The organism is Streptomyces sp. NPDC027962 (assembly GCF_055566095.1).
In genome coordinates this window covers 22,568-36,903 of sequence record NZ_JBVHTA010000037.1, presented here as the reverse complement: position 1 = coordinate 36,903, position 14,336 = coordinate 22,568, and the positions used below count along the sequence as shown (strand labels likewise).

Below are 14,336 nucleotides of genomic sequence, written 5' to 3'. Positions count from 1 at the left end.
CTGTGACCTCCCTGACTTTGCCTCCCAGGCCACCCGGTTCGCCGCCTCTCGCCCATGCCTGGCAGACGCTGGCGGACGGCCTGTTGACCCAACGGCTCCATCTTCATCTCGACGAATGGCGAACCGTCGTCGCCGAGGGGAAAGCGCTGCCGGACCTGCCCGGCACCGATGTGTCCGTGCTGGCCGAGCGCCCCTCGCCGCCCCAGGAGGGCCATGACTCCGTGATGGCGCTGCTGGAGGCCGCCGAGTTGCGATTCTGGTGGGAACTGCCGCAGCGGTACGGATCGGAGCCGCGAAACCGGCACGCGGTGCTTCCACGCGCCGCCGACGCCGCTGGCCAGAACATCCTTGCAGGGCAGTCTGGAACGGCCTGGTCCGATGCCGTGACCGCCGTCATCGATGCCACCGCGTGGTGGGTGGGCTTCTTCACGGTCATCCGCCACCGCGGGGTGCACCACATCACGCTGGAGCCCCACCCGGGCACCCTCCACGAGCAGGCCCTGATCACCGCCGTGCGCGCCGTGGCCCACGGCATGGCCGCGCGGGTGCTGGAGGCGGCGCTACGAAACTCTGACGACGACCCAGCGCTCCGCGTCGCGTACTGCCGCGCCGTCGAGGCCGGCATCCGCACGGAGCCCGAGCTGCCGTGCCTCATCGATGAGTTGGCGGAGCTGCGAGTCGTGGATCTGGTGTCCACCACGGCCCGCTGGCGGGGTCGCTTCACCAAGTACGCCGGCGGCACGGGAGCGGGGCAGGTCGAATGAACCACCGCTATCCGTTCATCGCCGTCGAGGGGCTCGACGGCACCGGGAAGACGACGCTGCGCAAGGGCCTGTTCCAGCTCTGGGAGGGTCTCTACGGCGTCACTCCGCTGTGCGTGCTCACCACGAACTTCCTCGACGCCGACCAAGCAGCCGCCATCGTCAGCGGCAAGTACCAGCCCAGCGCCGGGAATCGCGACGCCTACCTGTCCGCGATCGCCGCGGACAAGCGGGCGACGCTGGAACGCCTTGTTCTCCCCCAGCGGCCGGTCCGGCCCGTGATCGCGGACCGCTGGCTGCTCAGCGAGCTGGCCTTCTTCGCCGTGAAGCACGGCATGCCGGCGTCGGAGACGTACGAGGAGCTGGCCACGCGTCTCCACGTGGCCCCCGATCTCACGCTCGTGCTCGATCTGGAGACCGACGCCTCGTTGAGCCGGGCACAGGCTCGGCAGGGAGACGCCGTCCGGCCCGACTGGGACACACACGACGTCCAGAGCCGGGTCCGTGCGACCTACGAGGCCGTGGTCACGAAGCCCGACGAGTTCCGGCTCCTCGGCGACGTGGTCCGTCTGGACGCCCGACGCCCCCGCTCCGAGGTGCTGTTCGCGGCCTGGGACGTACTGCGCGAACGGCGTCTGGTGCCGCCTCCCGCCGCCCACACGGAAGAAGGAGACAACCGTGGCTGACAGCACGACGGCGGTGCGCCTGCGCGACGCCCTCAACGACAGCGGGCGAAAGCACCCGCTGCTGGCGGTAGGCACGGTGAACGCACTAGCCGCGCACGTCGCGGCGGAGGCGGGCTTCGACGCCCTGTGGGTGAGCGGCCTGGAGGTGTCCGCTGCCTCCGGGCTGCCCGACGCCAATCTCCTGGGGCCTCGGGACCTGTCCGACGTGGTCGCCTCGCTGGGCCGTGTCAGCGAGCTGCCCGTCATCGTGGACATCGACAACGCGGGTGGGTCGGGGCGTACGGCGGAGCGGTTCGCGTTCGACCTGCTGCGCGCCGGTGCCGCGGCGGTGTGCGTCGAGGACAGCGCGTACCCGAAGTGCAACAGCTTCGCGGCCCACCGGGCCCAGGCTCTCGCCGAGCGGGACCTGCTGTGCGAGCAGGTGGAGCGCGTACGGAAGGTGACCGGTGACGACCTTGTGGTGGTGGCCCGTACCGAGTCCCTGATCGCCGGTGAGAGCCTCGGGGCGGCGGTCACCCGGGCCGAGGCGTACGCCGATGCCGGCGCGGACGCGGTGCTCATCCATTCCAAGGACGTGACCGGTGAGCAGGCGCGGGCCATCGGACGCGCGTGGAGCCACCACGTACCGCTGGTGAGCGTGCCCACGGCGTTCCCCGACCTCAGCGCCGCCGAACTCGGCGAGGCCGGCTTCCGCCTGTGCATCTACGCGAACCAGCTCAGCCGTGCCGCTCTCGCTGGTATGCGCGCCGCCGCCCGTCAGTTCCGGCGCGGTGGGAGTTTCCGCTCCACCGTCGCGGGATCGCTCGCGGAGGTCGGCGACCTAATGCGCGTTGGCGAGCCGGAGGCGCTGTCGTGGGTGTGACACCCGAACTGCCCCGGATCAGCGTCTCCGTGAAGGCCGCGGTCGTGCGCGACGGCGCCGTCCTGCTGCTGTCGTACGACGACGAGTCGGGGTTCCACTACAACCTCCCGGGCGGCAAGGCCCAGGTCGGCGAGGATCTGCGTCACGCCGTGCGGCGCAAAGTCGCGCAGGAGACCGGTCTCCAGGTCGTGACCCGGCGTCTGCTGTGCGTCGTCGAGTACGTCCCCGAGTCGTGGCAGGGAGAGTTCGGAGACGTACAGAAGGTTCAGTTCAACTTCCTCGCCGAACAGGTGGGCGACGCCGAAGCGCGTACGTCGGAACCTCCAGATCCCATCCAGGTGGGCTTCGAGTGGGTTCCGCTGGAGCGTCTGGGCGAGGTGTACCTGCTGCCCCGGATCAACCGCCAACTGCTGGCCGCCCTGAGCGGGGAGCTCGCTGACCCCTTCGTGGACAGGTGGTGACCTTCATGGACCCGCTGCTGATGGATCTGCGGGAGTGGCTGTTACGGGAGCACTCCGGGACGGTCTGTGCCGACCGGCTCGGCGTGATGGCCGACGAGCTCGCCGCTCTGACCGCCCGCGGTCTGCCAGGCGCCGTCGTGGAACTCGGCTGCTACCGGGGCGCCATGGCCCTCTGGATCCGTAGCGTGCTCGACTCGCTCGGCGACGGCGACCGCGAGATCCACGTCTACGACTCCTTCCAGGGCATGCCCTCGGCCGGCACCGAGGACTCGGACCACCTGACAGCGGGCGAGCTCCGCTCGTCCCCGGACGACGTGCGGGCGACGCACGCGGCCTGGGGTAGGGCGGCGCCGGTCGTCCATCCAGGCTGGTTCGACAGGTCCCTTCCCACGGAGCTGCCCGACGAGATCGCGTTCGCCTATCTGGACGGCGATTTCTACGCCTCGACCCTTACGGGCCTCACGCACTGCGTCCCGCGTCTGGTGCCGACGGGTGTGTTGCTGGTCGACGACTACGCGGACACGGTGGTCAATCCGCGGGCCTGGGACGGTCTCCCCGGGGTGAAGCGCGCCTGCGATGCGTACTTCGGCGCACCGTCGCCCGTGACCGTCGTCGTCGGCCAGGGTGACCTGGCCTTCGGCCGGTACGAGCAGCCGGGGGCGCAGGGATGAGCGCCGTCCTGGTGGTGCGCGGCGCGGCTGACACGGAGGCGATCCGCCGCGCGTTGCCCGACATCCCAGTGCACGAGTCGCCGGACCTGCGTGGCGACCTCCCGACCGGAACGACCGTGCTCATCCTGCGCTCGGGCCTTCGGCTCGGCGAGCGGGAGCTCGACGCGCTGCCGCGTCTGCGGCACGTCGTACGGACCGGCTCCGGCATCGACCACATCGACGTGAACGCCCTCCGGCACCGTGGCATCACGCTGCACCGCAATGCCGAGGCCGCCGCGGGCGCTGTGGGCGAGTGGGTTCTCGCCGCTGCCCTCGCCCTGGCCCGACGGATCCCCTTGGGGCAGCACGCGCTGCTGCTCGGCCAGCACGAGAAGCAGGCGTGCATGGGGGCGTCACTCGGCACCCTGGCCACAGGTATCTGGGGCGCGGGCCCGGTGGGGCTGGCAGCCGACTGGGCCCTCGCCCCCTACGTGGGCCGCACGACCTTCGCCGCGTGGCCGTCGAACCCGCCCGGCCTGCGGGAGCTGTCGCAGACAGCGCTCGTGGAGCAGTCGCAGGTACACGTGATCGCTCTGCCGCTTCGCCCCGCGACCGAACAGCTCATCGGCGAAGACTTCCTCGCACGCGTCGCTCCGCAGCGGCCTCTACTGATCTGCGCCGGGCGGCTGGAGACCCTCGACGTCGCCGCCTGCCTGCGGGCGTTGACGGACGGGAGGCTCTCGGGCCTCGCGCTCGATCCGGTCGAGCGGGAGCACCTGCCGCTTCTCACCGGCTCCACGACGCCGCTCAACCTCCTGGCCTCGCCCCACATCGGTGCCCAGCGGTCCGACGTGCGCGGCGTGCTCGACCGATGGGCCATCGATCTCCTCAGGGAGATCACCGCCGACGACAAGGTCCTGGTTGAAGGAGGGCACCGGTGAACCCATCGGCACAACTGCGCCGGGAGATCGCCGAGAGAGTCGCCCGGTCGCTGCTCGCATCCGGCGAGGCTCAAGAGGTCTGGCTGGAGGGAGCACTCGCCTGCGGCTTCGCCCACGCGGCTAGCGATATCGATCTGCGTGGCATCGTGGACGGCGCCCTTCCGGCGTGGGAGTCGCGCATCGTGGACGGCGTCCGTGTCGACCTCCAGGCGACGGCGCCGCAGCGGGCCGAGGAACTCCGTCACCTGCTCCGTTCCTTCGACGTCCGCCGCGAAGACCTCGGATCGTTCCGCCGGGTACGCGCCTCGATACACGACCTCATGTGTCTGCGCACCGCTCTCTCGTACGGCTCCGGACGCTGGGATCCGGTGCTCGATCCCGGGGAGCGCCAGGGCTACCGACGCTGGGCGGTCGCCGACCAGGCCGAGGTCGCGGCGAGTCTCGCAGAGGACCTGACCGGCCTCGTCGAGGACGGCCTGGCCGAACCCGCCGACGTCGTGTGCCGGAAGCTGGAGACCTGCCTCACCGCGCTCGAGTGCGCAGCGGCCGGGCATCCGGTCCTGGGGGACAAGTGGCTGCCGCTTCTTGCCGGCGCAGCGTCTCGTCCGCCGATCGGCCCGGCGCGCGCGGAAACATGGGAATGGTTCCGTCCGGTTCAGCGACGCGTGACCAGAGCACTCCTGGACTGCTGGCCCGTCCACGACGCAGTGCAGAAGCCGCCCAACCTGGGTACCACTGACGCCGGCTGGCTGCCCCAGCGGTACGCCGACGGCTGGTTCCTGCGCCGCGGCGACAACCACCTCCCCGTCACCGATGGACAGCTTCTCGGGTGGCTGTCCGCAGTCTCCACCGATGGCGCGTAGACCGCGCTTCTCCTCCCTGGGAGCCTCTGATGCCCGTCACCCACACCACCCCACCCACCGACCTGGAGAGTCTCTACGCCCCGCTGTCGAGCACCGGCCTGGACACGGCGGTCTCCGTCATCCTCAAGCTCCGGGGTGAGACCTGCGACATTGACTGCCTGTACTGCTTCGAGAAGCGCAAGGAGTCACCGGGCGGCGCCCGGATCAGTGCGGAACAGGTCCACCGCCTCGGCTCGATCTTCTCCGGCCGTCCGCTCAGCGTCGAACTCCACGGCGGGGAACCCCTCACCGCCGGCCGAGCGCGGATCGCCGAGATCCTGGACGCGCTCGCCGCGCAGCCCAACGTCATCCAGGTGAGCCTCCAGACCAACGGTCTACAGCTCGACGACGCCTGGCTGGACCTGCTCGAGCGGCACTACCCGGAGCTGAAGATCGGCATCTCCCTCGATGGCGACGCACTCGGGAACTCGTGGCGCGTCGGGTACGACGGGCGCCCCACTTACCCCCGAGTGGTCGAGGCGCTGAAACTCCTCGGACACCGAGACCGCCGGGTCGGCGTCATCTGCGCCGTCACCCCGTACGTCATTGGCCGGGCCTCCGAGGTCATGGAGCATCTCGCCTCCTTCCGCGCCGTGACGACGGTCAACCTGGTGCCATGCTTCGACGCGGGGGTCACCCGGTCGACCGCGGTCGTCGGCTCCCGTGTGCCGGCCAGCCGCGCACTCCAGCGGCGGGCGATCGGCCCCACCGGCCCGGCCTGGGCCGTCACACCGCGGCAATACGCCGACTTCGTCCTGGGAGCCGCCCACCACTGGGTCGCCAGCGGCGTGTTCCGCCGCGTCAAACTGGAGCCCGTCGTGTCCGCCATCCGCCGTCTGAAGGGCCTGCGGGCACGTTCCTGCCACTTCTCCGACCTGAAGTGCGACCACATCCTCACCCTCTATCCCGACAACCGCCTTGGCAGCTGCGACGAGCTGCCCTGGCCGCAGGCGGGCCTCAGCTCCCTTGCCGATGTGCATGCCGAGCCGGACGTCGCCGCGGCCCAGAACAGCTCTCCCCTGCTCCGGCAGGCACGCTCCCTGGTCACGAAGTGCCTGACCTGCGACTACCGCGACACGTGTGGCGCGGGCTGCCCGGCGGTCCGCCTCGGCTTCGCCGCCGCGGGTGACGACGACGCGTACTGCGACCACCGCATGCGACTGATCGACGGCGTCGCCGCACTCCTCGCTCAGCCGGACCACCCATCCGGCGCCCCTTGCAACCGGCTGCGGTGGCACCCCCGCCGCCCCAACGACATGCACCACGTCGCGGCGTTCCTGGCTCGATGGGACGACCCTGGCGCGCCCCGTCCGCCCGCGCGCCTCCAGGTCAGTGCGCACGGCAACATCAACACCGCTGGCCTCCCCGGCGTTCACGAGGCCGATGATCTCGACCCGCACCATCCCCAGTGGCACGAGGGCATCGAGCCCGGCGTCGGCCCGATCATCGATGTGCTCACCGCAGACTGGGGCACCGTCACCTACGACAGCTGCCAGGGCCACGCCTATGACGGCCTCCCCGGCGCCGAGCCCCGCTTCCTCTCGGTCGGCATCCTGCCGCGCGACCGCGTCGAGTACGCGCGGACAGCGGCGCGCCTGTGCCATACCGCCGACCGCACCGAGTCCGCGCTGCCCGGGACGTGTGCGCTGGTCCTCGGCCGCAGCGAGCTCACGTGCCGCACCACCGGCCAGGTGCACCCGACACTCGACCTTCACCTTGTACCCGCTGCCGGAACCACGTCCACCGAGTACTTCCGGGACCTCGACAAAGCTGTACACGAACTCGCCGAGGCCCTGGAGGGGACACCCTCCGCTCCGCTGTCCGCTCTCTGCGGCTGCACACCCGACGCCGGTCCCGCCAACGGAGGGAGGCAGTGATCCACATCGCCGAGACGCTGTCGATCCGTACCGTGGAGGGCTTCATCGCGCCGAGCGAAATCGCGCGCCTCAACCGCGTCATGGAAGACGCGCTCGGTTCCTGCGGGCGCGATCGGTACGGCACGGCCCGCCGCACCACCATCCACGAGATCCCCGGCCAATCCCCCGCCCAGGCTCAGGAGGTCTACGAGCCGGCCGGCCGGATCGAGATGACCGAGATCCCGTACGAGGCGACCACCCTCCTCGACCAGGCCCTGAAGCGGCACATGGCCACCATCACCCGCACACTGCCGTCCGTCACCGGCCACCGACCGTGGATCTACCTCGAGTACGACGCCGGCCAGTACATCACCCCGCACGCCGACGGCATCGCCCCCGATCCGCTCGCCCGCCCCCGCCAGATCGCCGCCGCGACGGTCACGCTCACAGACGTCCGCGACAAGGGCGGCGCGTTCTACATCGAGACCACGGGCAGCGACACCGCCTGGACCCCCGACGAGGCGACTGTGGAGTCGGGCTATGCCCCAGGGATGCGCTTCGTGCACGAGGGGACGGACATGTCCTCGCCCTGGTTTCGCACGATGCCCCGTACGCGGTGGAGCGTCGTGTCCGAGCCCGGGACGCTCGTGGTCTTTGGCAGCCAGCTCATCCACGGCACCGAGCCCGTCCGCACCGGCCCCGTACGCAAGTTCCTCACCCTCCTCATCTCCGACCAGGGAGCCCCGCCACCATGACCGGACCCCGAGGCCCACCCGCACCCGCCCTCACCCCAACCCACGGCCCTGATCAGAGGAGAGAGCAGTGGCAGACGACAAGACGTTCGACGAGTTCCTGGAGGCGGTCGCGTCCCTGCGTGACAGCGACCCCGTGCGCACCACCGCGCACACCTCCAACGCGGCCACGGAGACCTGGCTCGCCACCGCGGCGGAGCCCAGCGACTCGGGGCTCACCCCGTGACCTGACCGCACCCCCGCGGGGCCGGGTCAGCCAGGCCCGGCCCCGTTCCACCCCTGGAGTCCAGATGAGCACCCTCTCCCCGGAAGCCCTGGTCACCCTCGACGGCATCGCCGGGCACCAACAGCTCCGGACCAGCCGTATCGCCTCCGTACTCGGCAACCGCCTCGGCTCGTCCGCCCTCGACTACGCCGTAGCCCACCACATGCTCGAAGGCGCCGAACACGCCGCGCGCGCCCGGGACTCGGACCTCCTCGACTGGTACCGCGCGACGACCGCGCGGGACCTGACCTACCTGTCCGCCGGCCCGCGCATCGTGCTCAGTCCGCGCCTCGAGGACCTGCTTCGCTCCGAGATCTCAGAAACCGCGTATTACCTCATCCGCCCAAACACACGCCCTGCCCAACCCGAAGTCCAGACCCTCGTATATGACGCCCTCGCCTCCGCAGCCGACCACGGCTTCGGGCCTCTCCTCGCCGGGCACGCCCCGGTCATCTGCCTGCTCAACCGCCGCAGGCTGGACGAGCCCCTCCACAGCTGGGCCCTCACACGCCTCCCCGGCACCGTCTTCACCGACTACACCGCCCACCCCGAGGTCCTGGCCCGCGACCTCATCCACGAGGCCGCCCACAACTGGCTCAACGACGCCTTGGCCACGTACGAGGTAAGCCTCCCCGGCGACGTCACCCTCTTCTCTCCATGGCGGGGTACTGACCGTCCCGTCTTCGGCTTCCTCCACGCCTGCTGGGCGTTCTCCCTCACCGTGCTGTACGCACGCGGGGCTCGGCGCAGCGCGACGAGCGCCGTCATCCCCTTCCTGGACGCCTACATACGTCAACAACAGCATCAGTTCGCCGACGCCGCTGCCCACTTGACGACCGCGCTCTCGTACATCTCCGCCGACGTGATCCGAGAGCGCATCAGTCGCGTGGTCGGCGAGGTCCTCGGCGGCGCGGAATAGCTCCGCCCGGCTCTTCAGCGGCCACGACGGCCCAGGCGCACCTTCCCGTACAGAGTGAGTGACACATGAGCCTCTTCACCGGAACCGCGACCCACTACCGTCAGTTCCGGCCCGACATCCCCGAGGGTGTCGCCACGATCCTTGAGCAGGCCACCCCGCTGCACCCTGAGGGCCGCGACGGCTCCAGGGCCTCTGCACCGGCATCATGTCTGCTGTTGCCGAGTGTCTGGAGCCCGATCTGCCAGATCGCGATCCGTTGTCATAATGACCGCGTTGAACAACCACAGAAGTCGATACGCCCGCGCTACTCCGAGGATGAGTGCGGCTTCCACGATCCAGTGGACACCGCCCGGGTCGGTCTTGGTCACGTCCAGGATGGTGGCCAGGACACAGACGCTGGCAATCAAGAGGGTCGCCGACAGGATGCTGACCCAGTTCCGGCGGAACTGCGACGCCAGGTGCTCAGCGGTGCGCAGCGTCCGCATGCGTCTTCCCGATGCCGCGGCGTACAGGGCAACGGCCGCCGTGACGAAGCTGCCGACGACCGCTACAACCGTGGCCCCTGCCGTATAGATCTGCAGGCGTTGCTCGCGCCCCGGCTTCCCAAGCAGATCGCCGCCACCCGTCCACCGCACCCAGGCCAGGTGCGACCCGAGCACGACGATGACAACCAGCCAGTCAGAACCTGGCCGTGCACGCCATTTGTTGAGCAGTCGTCGTGGTCCGTCCCCAGTGCCAGGCATCGCGAACCCCCCTGCGCGACCAGTAGAAACACTTTCCCCTGTCGCGCTCCAGCCTAGACGTCGGCACCGACAGCGGCCCTCAGCGCTCGTTCGTGCTCGAGAGCTACACGCTCCAATTCGGTCAGGGCCACATGAAGGTCGATCGAGTGCCCGTCGGTCGACTCGAGGGGGACCCGGCACTTCGCGGTGATACGTTCGGCTACAAAGTCGATCTTCTCGTCGGTCGCCTGCTGGTCCCACTCCTCGATGTGTGCCACCGCCCGGGCGGTATCAACCGCATCGGTGTTGTCGAGCCAGTCACTGATGTCTGCGGCGAGAGCGGAAGTGGAGTCCAGCAACTGCCGGTGCCCTCGCGCGCGCCGTCGCAGCGAGTACCAACGTGGCTTCTTGGGCACCTCCATCGTCAACGTGATCGTCATGTCCGGATACTCCTCGTGCATCCGGCTGATCGCCGTGCCGATGTCCGAGCTGCTGCGCAGCGCTGACGGACTGTCGTGGGGCTCCGGGAGTACACGGATGGTCACTTTCTCCACTGCGCTAGCGCGGGCCAACTTGTCGCGGGACCGGGCGTCGACAACGGGGCGGAGCGCGATCTCCTCTCCGATGAGGTGCATGCCGTTGAACCAGCGCTGGATCGCACGCACACGTGGGGCCGAGATGCCGCCACCCATCGTGGCCACGACGTTACCGAAGGAGAGGAAGTACACCGTCGTGACGTCGATCAGCCCCTTATTGGCGGCGAGCTGTAGGTAGCTGAACGACCCGTCGTCGAAGTTGATCTGCTGCGGCTTGTCCTTGCGGACTTTCGCCACCAGCAGGTGAGGGGCCGGCTGGAGGGGGTCTACTGCGCCGATCAGGGTGTCGCCAGCCGACTCGACGGTGCGCTGGGTGAGTGGAAGGTCGCGGAGTTGCCGGAGCTCAGCAGCCCAATCGCGGCGCCCCATCCGGGAGACCGGTTCCTTCGAATCTGTGATTTCGTAGAAATGAACTGTCCTGTCCCGGTTTCGTGCAGCCATTCACGCTCCCCCGTCACGATCTGTGCCCATCAGAATAGCGATCGTGTCGTGGATCGGTCCCTTCATCGGGGAGGTGAGGGTGCCGGCCGCTCGGGCGAACGGTCAGCACCCTCACGCAAGCGCCTCTATTCGACCTCGAACTCAGCCTTCAACTTCAAGGTGTTGGCGTTCTCGGTGAGGACGCGGACCTTGTCCTCCGCGAACCCCTCCGGACGCTTGGCCTGGATCTCGATCGTGACCTCGACCTCCGTGCCGATGACGTCGAGGGGTTGAAGGATCTCGAAGACGTACTTGGACGCGTTCTTGCTGTACTGCTCAGGGGTGAGCTGAGCGGTGGCGTAGAAATGCGTCGGCACCTTGGGGATGACGGGCTGCCCTTGGCTGGTGGGCGGCTTCGTCGTCCCTCCCGAGTTGGTGCCGCCGCTCGTGGCAGGTTCTTCCGACTTGTTCGAGGACGTGTGGGAGGCTGCCTCGCGCTTCTGCGCGGCTTCCTCCTCCGCCTGCTGACGCTGTCGGATTGCCGCGTCCGGACGGACGAGGAGAGTGGCGTCGGTGATCTGCCCGAACTTGGCGTTGCCGCCGGGCAGTACCAGTCCTTGATAGCGGCCGTCGTTCTCGTCGTACCCAGAGGCCAGGGCGAATCCCTCCGTCTCCCAGGTCACCATGGACAGGACGTCCTCGACGCCCTGGTCAAGGACCAGACGGTTCACCAAGCGGTTCATGTACGGGTAGGCCGTGTGCAGCTCCCAGAGCCGGCCCACCGAAGTATGTCCGTCCTGCTCCCAGATGCGGGACAGCGGCCCCGAGAGCTTCTGATAGAGCAGAGCCGGCGCCTGCTGGAGGTACAGCAGGCCCTCCCGCCGAAGACGGTCGGCAGTGCGTACAGCAGCGTCATCCGCTCGCCCGCCATCGACCTTGAGGTGCTCCCACACGATCGGGGCACCCGCATCCTGTTCGGGGATGAGCGCCCAGCGGTAGGCATCGCCGATGCGAAGTTCTACCTTCTCGTTCGCCTGATCACGCCGCGTCTGCGCCTGACGACGCTGGCTCTCGGTGAGATCCAGCTCCATCTGGCGGTCAAGCACCTTCTTCCACCCGAGGTACTCGCGAGCGGCCTCCATGAGGTCGCCCATATCTTTCTTGTCGGGCGCGAGGAACACCAGCATGTTCTGGTGCTTCCGGTTCCGGGTGCCGTGGGAGGACAGTGCCTCTGCAGCGAACTCCAGCGCCGGCGTCTCCGGGATGTCCTTGCCACCGCGGTGCACGTACTTCGGGTGGAGCAGGACCAACCGCGCCTGATCGAGGTCCGGAACCTCCTTCGTGTGCTGCGGCGCGATGTGCACGGCGCCGAAGTCCCCACGCCGATGCTGGATCGGACTCAGACGCCGGACGATCTCGGCCCACACGTCCTCGTCTCGCCCGATGAGTCGTTCCGCTTCGTCCTTGGCCGTACGCGTGATGTTCGCGTGCGTGTCGTACCAGTAGCGATCGGCATCGCTGTAGAGGTACGTCGACCGGTCCGCGAGCGTGTTGAGCGCGGTCCGGAAGTTGCCCAAGGCATCCCCGGGGATAGCCATGCCCAGCCTGATGTACGGCTCGGACAGGCCCTTCTTGGCGGCCTTGATGGTGGGGGCGGAGCCCATGAAGACAGTGCGGGCAATACGTCGGCTCATTGCTCGCTGCCCGAGGACGGTCTTCTCGTTGTCCACGGAGACCGGGGTCGAGTCCGGCCCGTCAACATCGGCGTCGATGATGGGCTTCCAGCGGTCCTCCAGGTAGTGGGTCAGTTCGCTGGCTACGCGCTGATCGTCGAGCGGGATGTCGCCCGGCATGATCATGGGGCTCTTGTTCTGGTCCCGCCAGAGCGCATGGATGACCGCACTCATGAGCCTCAGCACACCGCGCGTGCGCTGGAAGCGGTCGAGCGTCGACCAGTCCTCATAGAGGCGGCTGAAGAGTTCGGGGTGGATCGGGTACGTCGACTTGATCCGACGCTCGTAGTCAGTACCGTCCACGCCGGCCGGGAAGTCTCGCTTGTAGGTGCCGTAGAACTGGCTGAACAGTCGGGCAACCTTGTTGATCTCCGCCTGGACGGCACCAGAGGGCGTCTCGAACAGACGCCGCCTCACGATCTCGAAGGATTCGTCGGAGCTTGCCGGTCGCCAGGCGTCCGCCTTGCGGTGGATGACCTTCTGGAGCCGGTCCAGGGCGATCTGCCCGGCCTCGCCGCCGATCTCGTCCGTGTCTCCCCTGCCGCCCTTCCCGTCTTCCGAGGCCGGGATGGAAAGGACCAGCTGCGCGCCGGTCACCGCCTCGACGGCCTCCGTCAGGGACTGAGCAAAGGAGAAGTGCGTCTCGAACGTGCCGGCCGCGAGGTCGTCGTTGCTCACCAGTTGGCGTGCGTAGACCACCCACTCATCGATGAGAATCAAGCAAGGTGCGTAGGCGGCGAGCAGATCCTGCAGTAGCTCAGAGCCGGGGCTGGTTCGGGTCTTGTCAGCTTCGGCGATGACGTCGTAAGCCCGTCGGCCGCCCAGCTGCCAAGCCAACTCGCCCCACAGCGTGTTGACCTTGGTGCCGTCCGGCTTCTCGTGGGGCTGGCCCGGTGCCAGTGCCGTCCCTACGAGCACGGCACGGCGTACCTCCTCCTGGGGCAGCCCGGAGGGCGAGGCCGCAATGAGTTCCTGCATCTCTTGCGGGAGCCGCTGAGGCTGAAGCCCTCGCGAGTAGAGGTGGTACAGCGCCAGCATGGAGTGCGTCTTGCCGCCGCCGAAGTTGGTCTGCAGGTTTACCGTCGGTGACGCGTTGTTGTCGCCGGAGATGCGCCGGAGAGACTTGCTCAGCAGGTCGCGCAGTCCCTCAGTGAGGTACGTCCTCTGGAAGAACTCCTCGGGATCGGTGTATTCGGGCGCCCCCTCACCCTTCGCGACCTCCGCCAAATTCGCCGCGAACTCTGAGGCGTTGAAGTCGCCGCGTGCCACGTCCTGGTGCGGGACGAGCACATCGCGCCAGGACTTGAGCCCTTCGGCGGCGATACTCGGCATGGCGGCTGCCCGCCGAGTCTGCCGCTTGGTCTCGGCCTCAATCATGTCCCGCTGAAGGTTGATGCGGGACTTACGAACCTGCTCGACCGGGTCGGCAGTGGCGCCCACGGATGTGAAGAGCCGCTCTGCCGTGTCCAGAGCCCGCACGGTGTCGTCAGCACTGAAGGGCTCATTGTGGGCCCACCGGTTTCGTACGTCGTTCACCTCGCTGGCGTACCCGCGAGTGGCACCAGGCAGGAAGTGACGGAAATAGGAACCCCAGTAGCGCTGGAGAAGGTTCAGAAGGAACTGCGGATCATGCTTCGAGGTCAGGCTACGCCCCTTCTCGCGCTCCTCAGCCACCGCGTCGTTGAACCACCCCTCGCCCTGCCTTTTGGCCATCTCCCGTTCCACGAGCGGAAGCAGCCCATCGGGCAGCAGCTCGATCATGCGGCCGATGCGGTCGCGGTTGCTCAGTCCCATGGTGTCCGCGGTCCTG

Annotated in this window: 14 protein-coding genes; 11 read left to right on the top strand and 3 right to left on the bottom strand. The window is 68.6% G+C overall.

Annotated elements, in window-relative coordinates; all coding sequences use genetic code 11:
• Window positions 1-2: 2 nt before the first annotated feature.
• The 11 genes from ACZ4SA_RS28110 (at window position 3) to ACZ4SA_RS28060 (ending at window position 9,055) form a co-directional block, all read left to right on the top strand.
• Window positions 3-764, top strand: a complete 762-nt coding sequence (locus ACZ4SA_RS28110; protein ID WP_468279924.1) for a hypothetical protein — start codon at window positions 3-5, stop codon at window positions 762-764.
• On the top strand, window positions 761-1,447 hold the full coding sequence (locus tag ACZ4SA_RS28105; protein ID WP_468279921.1) for a dTMP kinase: 687 nt from the start codon (window positions 761-763) through the stop codon (window positions 1,445-1,447). Before ACZ4SA_RS28110 ends, ACZ4SA_RS28105 begins: the two co-directional genes overlap by 4 nt.
• On the top strand, window positions 1,440-2,309 hold the full coding sequence (locus tag ACZ4SA_RS28100) for an isocitrate lyase/phosphoenolpyruvate mutase family protein (protein WP_468279918.1): 870 nt from the start codon (window positions 1,440-1,442) through the stop codon (window positions 2,307-2,309). The genes ACZ4SA_RS28105 and ACZ4SA_RS28100 overlap by 8 nt, the downstream gene beginning before the upstream one ends.
• Window positions 2,300-2,770 (top strand): NUDIX domain-containing protein, encoded by a 471-nt coding sequence (locus ACZ4SA_RS28095; protein ID WP_468279915.1) that lies wholly within the window; start codon window positions 2,300-2,302, stop codon window positions 2,768-2,770. Before ACZ4SA_RS28100 ends, ACZ4SA_RS28095 begins: the two co-directional genes overlap by 10 nt.
• Window positions 2,771-2,775: 5 nt before the next feature.
• On the top strand, window positions 2,776-3,441 hold the full coding sequence (locus ACZ4SA_RS28090; protein ID WP_468280082.1) for a TylF/MycF/NovP-related O-methyltransferase: 666 nt from the start codon (window positions 2,776-2,778) through the stop codon (window positions 3,439-3,441).
• On the top strand, window positions 3,438-4,361 hold the full coding sequence (locus ACZ4SA_RS28085) for an NAD(P)-dependent oxidoreductase (RefSeq protein WP_468279912.1): 924 nt from the start codon (window positions 3,438-3,440) through the stop codon (window positions 4,359-4,361). The genes ACZ4SA_RS28090 and ACZ4SA_RS28085 overlap by 4 nt, the downstream gene beginning before the upstream one ends.
• Entirely contained in the window at window positions 4,358-5,224 is an 867-nt protein-coding gene (locus ACZ4SA_RS28080) for a hypothetical protein (RefSeq protein WP_468279910.1), read from the top strand. The genes ACZ4SA_RS28085 and ACZ4SA_RS28080 overlap by 4 nt, the downstream gene beginning before the upstream one ends.
• 29 nt (window positions 5,225-5,253) lie before the next feature.
• Window positions 5,254-7,140 carry a radical SAM protein gene (locus ACZ4SA_RS28075; protein WP_468279908.1) on the top strand — a complete coding sequence of 629 codons (1,887 nt, stop codon included), beginning with the start codon at window positions 5,254-5,256 and terminating at the stop codon, window positions 7,138-7,140.
• Complete coding sequence (locus ACZ4SA_RS28070) at window positions 7,137-7,874, top strand: phytanoyl-CoA dioxygenase family protein (protein WP_468279905.1); 738 nt, start codon at window positions 7,137-7,139, stop codon at window positions 7,872-7,874. Before ACZ4SA_RS28075 ends, ACZ4SA_RS28070 begins: the two co-directional genes overlap by 4 nt.
• A gap of 67 nt (window positions 7,875-7,941) precedes the next feature.
• A complete protein-coding gene (locus ACZ4SA_RS28065; protein ID WP_468279903.1) occupies window positions 7,942-8,097 on the top strand; it encodes a hypothetical protein in 156 nt (51 codons plus the stop codon).
• 64 nt (window positions 8,098-8,161) lie between these two features.
• Entirely contained in the window at window positions 8,162-9,055 is an 894-nt protein-coding gene (locus ACZ4SA_RS28060) for an aKG-HExxH-type peptide beta-hydroxylase (protein ID WP_468279900.1), read from the top strand.
• Between the two features lie 203 nt (window positions 9,056-9,258).
• Here the strand turns inward: ACZ4SA_RS28060 and ACZ4SA_RS28055 are convergent, their stop codons facing one another.
• From ACZ4SA_RS28055 to ACZ4SA_RS28045, 3 genes are all read right to left on the bottom strand, one after another.
• Window positions 9,259-9,798: a hypothetical protein gene (locus tag ACZ4SA_RS28055; protein WP_468279898.1), complete on the bottom strand. Its 540-nt coding sequence runs from the start codon at window positions 9,796-9,798 to the stop codon at window positions 9,259-9,261.
• 53 nt (window positions 9,799-9,851) lie between these two features.
• Window positions 9,852-10,814 carry a hypothetical protein gene (locus ACZ4SA_RS28050; protein ID WP_468279895.1) on the bottom strand — a complete coding sequence of 321 codons (963 nt, stop codon included), beginning with the start codon at window positions 10,812-10,814 and terminating at the stop codon, window positions 9,852-9,854.
• A gap of 125 nt (window positions 10,815-10,939) precedes the next feature.
• A complete protein-coding gene (locus ACZ4SA_RS28045) occupies window positions 10,940-14,320 on the bottom strand; it encodes a DUF499 domain-containing protein (protein ID WP_468279894.1) in 3,381 nt (1,126 codons plus the stop codon).
• Between the last annotated feature and the right edge of the window lie 16 nt (window positions 14,321-14,336).